This window comes from Bartonella sp. OC16QHHD (genome assembly GCF_042194035.1).
Classification (GTDB): Bacteria; Pseudomonadota; Alphaproteobacteria; order Rhizobiales; family Rhizobiaceae; genus Bartonella.
Genome location: NZ_JBHIMJ010000083.1, coordinates 1 through 5,672 on the forward strand (window position 1 = coordinate 1; position 5,672 = coordinate 5,672).

Consider the following 5,672-nt stretch of genomic DNA (forward strand, 5'->3'; position numbering starts at 1 on the left):
TATATTTATCAATAATTAGAGATAAATTCACTCTCCAGCTCCTCTAAGCCACTCAACACGCATATAAACGAGACATCATGCGATCAAGCACATCCTGTCGTCAAAAACAACAGCATAAAACAATAAGAAATCTCTTTTAAAACTTTCTACTCAAATAGGCAAAACTCTCTGTACAGCGCATTAAGCAACCTTTCTCCAAAGATAATGATCTGAACAGAAGAGTTTTGTCCAGTGCTGTCAGTGTTGTCAGTTCTTTTTAGAGCCTATATTATTTTTTTAAATGAGAGAAAATTAAAAACATTATATTTCAATATGTTAGCATTTTAATGATACAACCTATATCGACAATACAACCTTAAATACAATCCATAATATATATTTGTCAGTTTGTGTCAGTAAATTAAACTGACAAAATAGACTATTTTAGTGACTCATAAAACCTATCAAAATACTCATTATGATATCTTAAAAGCACNCCATGGGCTGTTGATAAACAGCCTTTTAAACCCCTTTTGAAAAAATATCGGCTTTTTTAGCAGTTTTTTCCCATTTTATCGTTATTTGCTTTAAATGCATTTAATTGAATTCGTTTTGATTCTTTTGATGATTATTGATCATATCATAAGGCAAGGGATTTTTATTACAATATGCTGCAATCTATTAAGTATGATAACAAACACATCACTTTACGCTCCCTTTTACAATCCTATCGTGAACAGGCAACATCAAATGCTCTACGGGGGAAAGTATTTGAAGATTTTGTGACAAAATATCTTATGTATGACCCTCTCCACTATGGGCGATATGAAAAAGTTGAGAGCTATTATGAATGGGCGAAAGAGCGTGAAGGTTGGAATAAAAATGATATCGGCATTGATCTGGTTGCCAAACTTCGCAATCAAGAGGGTTATGTCGCTATTCAATGTAAGTTTTATCAAGCAGATCATCAGATCAGTAAAAAGGATATTGATAGCTTTATCGCGGCATCTGGAAAAGACATCTTTAAATATCGTCTTCTCGTTGACAGCACAGAAGTGGAATTAAGTGACAATGTGAATACCATGATTAAAGGACAAGCGATACCCGTTTATCGCATTGACCTTCGTCATATGGAAAACAGTCGGATAGATTGGCAAATATTTGCAACAAAACAAGAAGTGGTTCTGAAATCAACCAAAGAGCCTCATTCCCATCAAGAAGAAGCCATCAAGAAAGTCTGTGAAGGTTTAAAAGAAGCAGACCGTGGCAAGCTGATCATGGCATGTGGTACGGGGAAGACTTTCACCAGTTTGAAGATAGCAGAAACCCTTGCTGGGAAAGGCAAGCGTGTTTTGTTTCTGGTCCCTTCTCTGGCTTTAGTCTCACAAACAATCCGTGAATGGACAGCCGATGCACAAGTACCTTTGCGTTCTTTTGCTGTGTGTTCGGATACAAAAGTAGGCAAGCGTCGTAAGAACCAAGATGATATTGTTGGCATGGAAACATCAGATCTTGTTCTCCCTGCTACAACAGATGCTCAAGCCCTTGCTAAAGAAGCTTGTGAATCCCTAGCAGATGCAATGACCGTGGTCTTTTCAACTTATCATTCTATCCAAGTGATTTCGGATGCACAAAAAGAGCATGGTTTACCCGAATTTGATCTGATCATCTGTGATGAAGCCCATAGAACAACTGGGGCTTCATTGGGAACTGAAGACAATGAATCTGAATTTATCAAGGTTCACGATAACAGCATCATTCGGGGCAAAAAACGTCTGTATATGACAGCAACGCCGCGTATCTTTAGTGACACTGCTAAAAGGCGGGCGGATGAGATCAATGCTGTTTTGGCATCTATGGACGATGAAACCCTTTATGGCAAACAACTTCATCATTATACCTTCGCGGAAGCTGTCGATAATGAACTTTTAACTCCTTACAAGATTGTGGTCTTGGGTATTAATGAAACCTATATCACACCAGCCATACAGGAGATTATTGCCAATGAAAACCGTGAAATTGATTTAGATGATGCGGCAAAAATTATTGGCTGTTATAGAGCACTTACCAAAATAGATAAGCAAGCGGCTGTTGATGATGATGATACAGAGCCCATGCAATGTGCTTTAGCTTTTTGCAAAGACATTAACACCTCTCAATATATAACAAAGCTCTTTAATAAAATTATCAAATCTCATATTGATGATTTCCTTCAAACCGTTCCCTTTCTAAACTGTGAAGTAAGACATATTGACGGAACGCAAAGCGTCAAAAAACGCAATGAGGAATTGGATTGGCTTAAAGAAGATGCGGGGCAAAATGTTTGTCGGATTTTAAGCAATGTTCGGTGTCTGTCTGAAGGGATTGATGTCCCTGCTCTTGATGCCATCATGTTTTTACACCCGCGTAATAGCCAAGTGGATGTGATACAGGCGGTAGGGCGTGTGATGCGTCGTGCGCCAAATAAGAAAACGGGCTATATCATTTTACCCATTATCATTCCTTCACGCTTAGAAGCCAAAAAGGCTTTAAAAAACAATAAGAGATACCGTGTTGTTTGGCAAGTTTTGCATGCTTTACATTCTCATGATGAAAGGCTTGCTCGGACGATTAATCAAATGTCTTTAGGACAAGATAGCAGCCATACGATTGAGATTATAGAGATTAAGCGTGCCAATGAATTACAAGAACTCACCACAACGGTTGATGAGATCTCGATACCATCAAAAGCAGAAAGTTCTGGACGTGTCATTGGAACAGCAGAAAGCAAATCTCAATCGGTATCTGGAGGACAAGGAGACCTATTCCGCCGTTCTGAATTTTTTGATTTTGTCAAAGCCATTTTTCTGGATAGTTTTAAAATCACGGATTATTGGGGCATTTGGGCGAACAATGTTGCTGAGATTGCTCAAAACCATATCAATCATCTTAAAGATATGATTTCCGATGAAAAGAGTGAAGCCTTTCACGCCTTTGATGCATTCCATAAGGAATTAAAGAACAACGTCAACAGTGAAATCAAGCAAGAGGAAGCGATTGAGATGTTAGCGCAACATCTTGTCACGCGTCCCGTGTTTGAAGCTTTATTTTACGGTAATGAATTTGTACAGAACAATGCCATTTCGCAAGCAATGGACAAGATCTTAAGAGAACTGGATAAAACGAACATTGAAGAAAAAACCAAAGATCTTGATCAATTTTACAAAAGTGTCACATTCTGTACAGCAGGTATTACAGAAACTCATGCAAAACAGAATCTTATTATCAAACTTTATGAAAGTTTTTTTGCCAAGGCATTTAAGAAAACCACAGATAAGCTTGGAATTGTTTACACGCCCGTTGAGGTTGTTGATTTTATCATTCATTCCGTTAATGATGTTTTAGAGCAAGAGTTTGGAAAAAGCTTGGGATCACGGGGTGTCTCTATCCTTGATCCTTTCACCGGAACGGGTACTTTTATCACGCGGCTGTTACAATCTAAACTGATCAAACCAGAGGATATGGAATACAAATTCCGTCATGATATCCATGCCAATGAGATTGTTCTCTTAGCCTATTACATAGCAGCGATTAACATTGAATCGACGTATCATAGTATCATGAAAGGTGAGTATATCCCTTTTAAGCATATTGGCTTAACCGATACATTCCGGATGCTTGAAGAGAAGAACCTGCTACAGGAATTATTTAAAGAAAACAGTGAATATTTGGAACATCAGAAAAATCTAAATATTGAAGTTATCTTTGGTAACCCTCCTTATTCGGTAGGACAAAAGAGTGCTAATGATAATAATCCGAATACCTCTTATTTTATATTAGATAATCGTATTCGTAAGAAATATATATCGAATTCAACAAAAATAATAAATCGAAATAAACTTTATGATAGCTATATACGAGCAATTTGCTGGGCAAGCGACCGCATAAAAGAGCGTGGTGTTATTGGATTTGTCACGAACGCAGGATTTATCAGTGGTCATGCTATGGACGGTTTACGAAAATGCCTTGTTGAAGAATTTAGTAGCCTTTATGTTTTCCATTTGCGGGGTAATCAACGAACCTCTGGAGAAATTTCTCGTAAAGAAGGTGGTAAGATTTTTGGTGAAGGCTCTCGTGCTCCTATAGCAATTTCTATTTTGGTTAAAAATCCAAATGCACAACAGCATGGTAAGATATATTTTCGTGATATTGGAGATTACCTCACGAGAAAAGAAAAGCTTACGATAATTGAAAAATTTAAGAGTATTGATGGTATTACACAAAGCAAACAAGGTTGGAGAATAATAAAGCCGGATAGACATAATGATTGGCTTGATCAACGTGATGACAGTTTTAAAGCATTTTTAGCCATAGGTGATAAGAAAGGTAATGATAAAAAGCTATTTAAAAATTTTTCGTGTGGTATCGTAACGAGTCGTGACGCTTGGACATATAATGCAAGCCATAAAGCTTTAATACAAAATATGAGTGCTATGATCACTTTTTATAATAGTGAAGTAGAAAGTTTTAAAGATACCTGTCCTCATGCTGACCGTAAAACACGTAATAAAATTGTAAACAATTTCATTAACATTGATGCAACAAAGATCAGTTGGAGTACTACTCTCAAACAAGAATTGGTAAGAAGCAAATTTTCCAAATTTGAGAATAATTGCCTTATTCAAAGCCTTTATCGCCCTTTTACACGACAGTGGCTCTATTATGATCGCACCTTTAATGAGTCAGTTTTTCAAATGCCGCATATATTTCCTATGGGACAAGCAGTTGAAAATAAAGTAATACACGTTACCGGCATAGGGTCAATGAAAGACTTTTCTGTTTTGATGAGTAAGACTGTGCCTGATTTTAAGGTAATAGAGAATGGTCAATGCTTTCCGCGCTATATTTACGAAGACACTACGGTCTCAAAAAGTAAAAGTGAGAAACAATCCCATTTATTTACAGAAGAAAGTAAAACAGCTGATTTACAGAAGCGTGATGCCATTACTGATGAAGGTCTAGACCATTTTAAAGTGGCTTATCCTAATGAAACTATCACTAAAGATGATCTATTCTATTACGTTTATGGAATTTTGCATTCGGAAGATTATCGTGCCCGTTATGCTGATAACCTTTCTAAAGAGTTGCCTCGTATCCCGTGTGTAAAGAGTGCTGATGATTTTTGGAAGTTTGTAACAGCAGGGCGTGAACTAGGTCATTTGCACGTGAATTATGAAAGCATAGAGCCTTATCCAGTGACCTTTAAAAAAGGTAATCCAAAACAGACAGAGATCTCTAATCCTGAGAAATTCTATTATGTGACTGAAATGAAATTCGCAAAAGCAGGTAAAGAGAAAGATAAAACCACTGTTATTTATAATAGCAATATTACCATAACAGATATCCCTCTTGAAGCTTATGAGTATATCGTCAATGGCAAGCCCGCTCTTGAATGGGTTATGGGGCGTCAATGTGTAAAGACTGATAAAAAGAGTGGCATTGTTAATGATGCCAATCGTTATGCTGTTGAAACCGTTGGCAACCCCGCCTACCCTCTAGAGTTGTTTCAAAGGGTTATTACCGTAAGTTTAGAAACAATGAAAATCGTAAAAAATCTACCAAAATTAGAAATAAGAGAAACTGAATAGACTTGGCTTGCTAAACTCACAAAGGGGTATAGAATCTTATAACCATAATCTATACCTCTCTTGTTA

1 protein-coding gene is annotated in these 5,672 nt (G+C 37.0%); it reads left to right on the forward strand.

The window, feature by feature from the left end; translation table 11 throughout:
• Positions 1 to 647: 647 nt before the first annotated feature.
• Positions 648 to 5,606 (forward strand): DEAD/DEAH box helicase, encoded by a 4,959-nt coding sequence (locus ACFIK1_RS08675; protein WP_375662595.1) that lies wholly within the window; start codon positions 648 to 650, stop codon positions 5,604 to 5,606.
• Positions 5,607 to 5,672 lie beyond the last annotated feature (66 nt).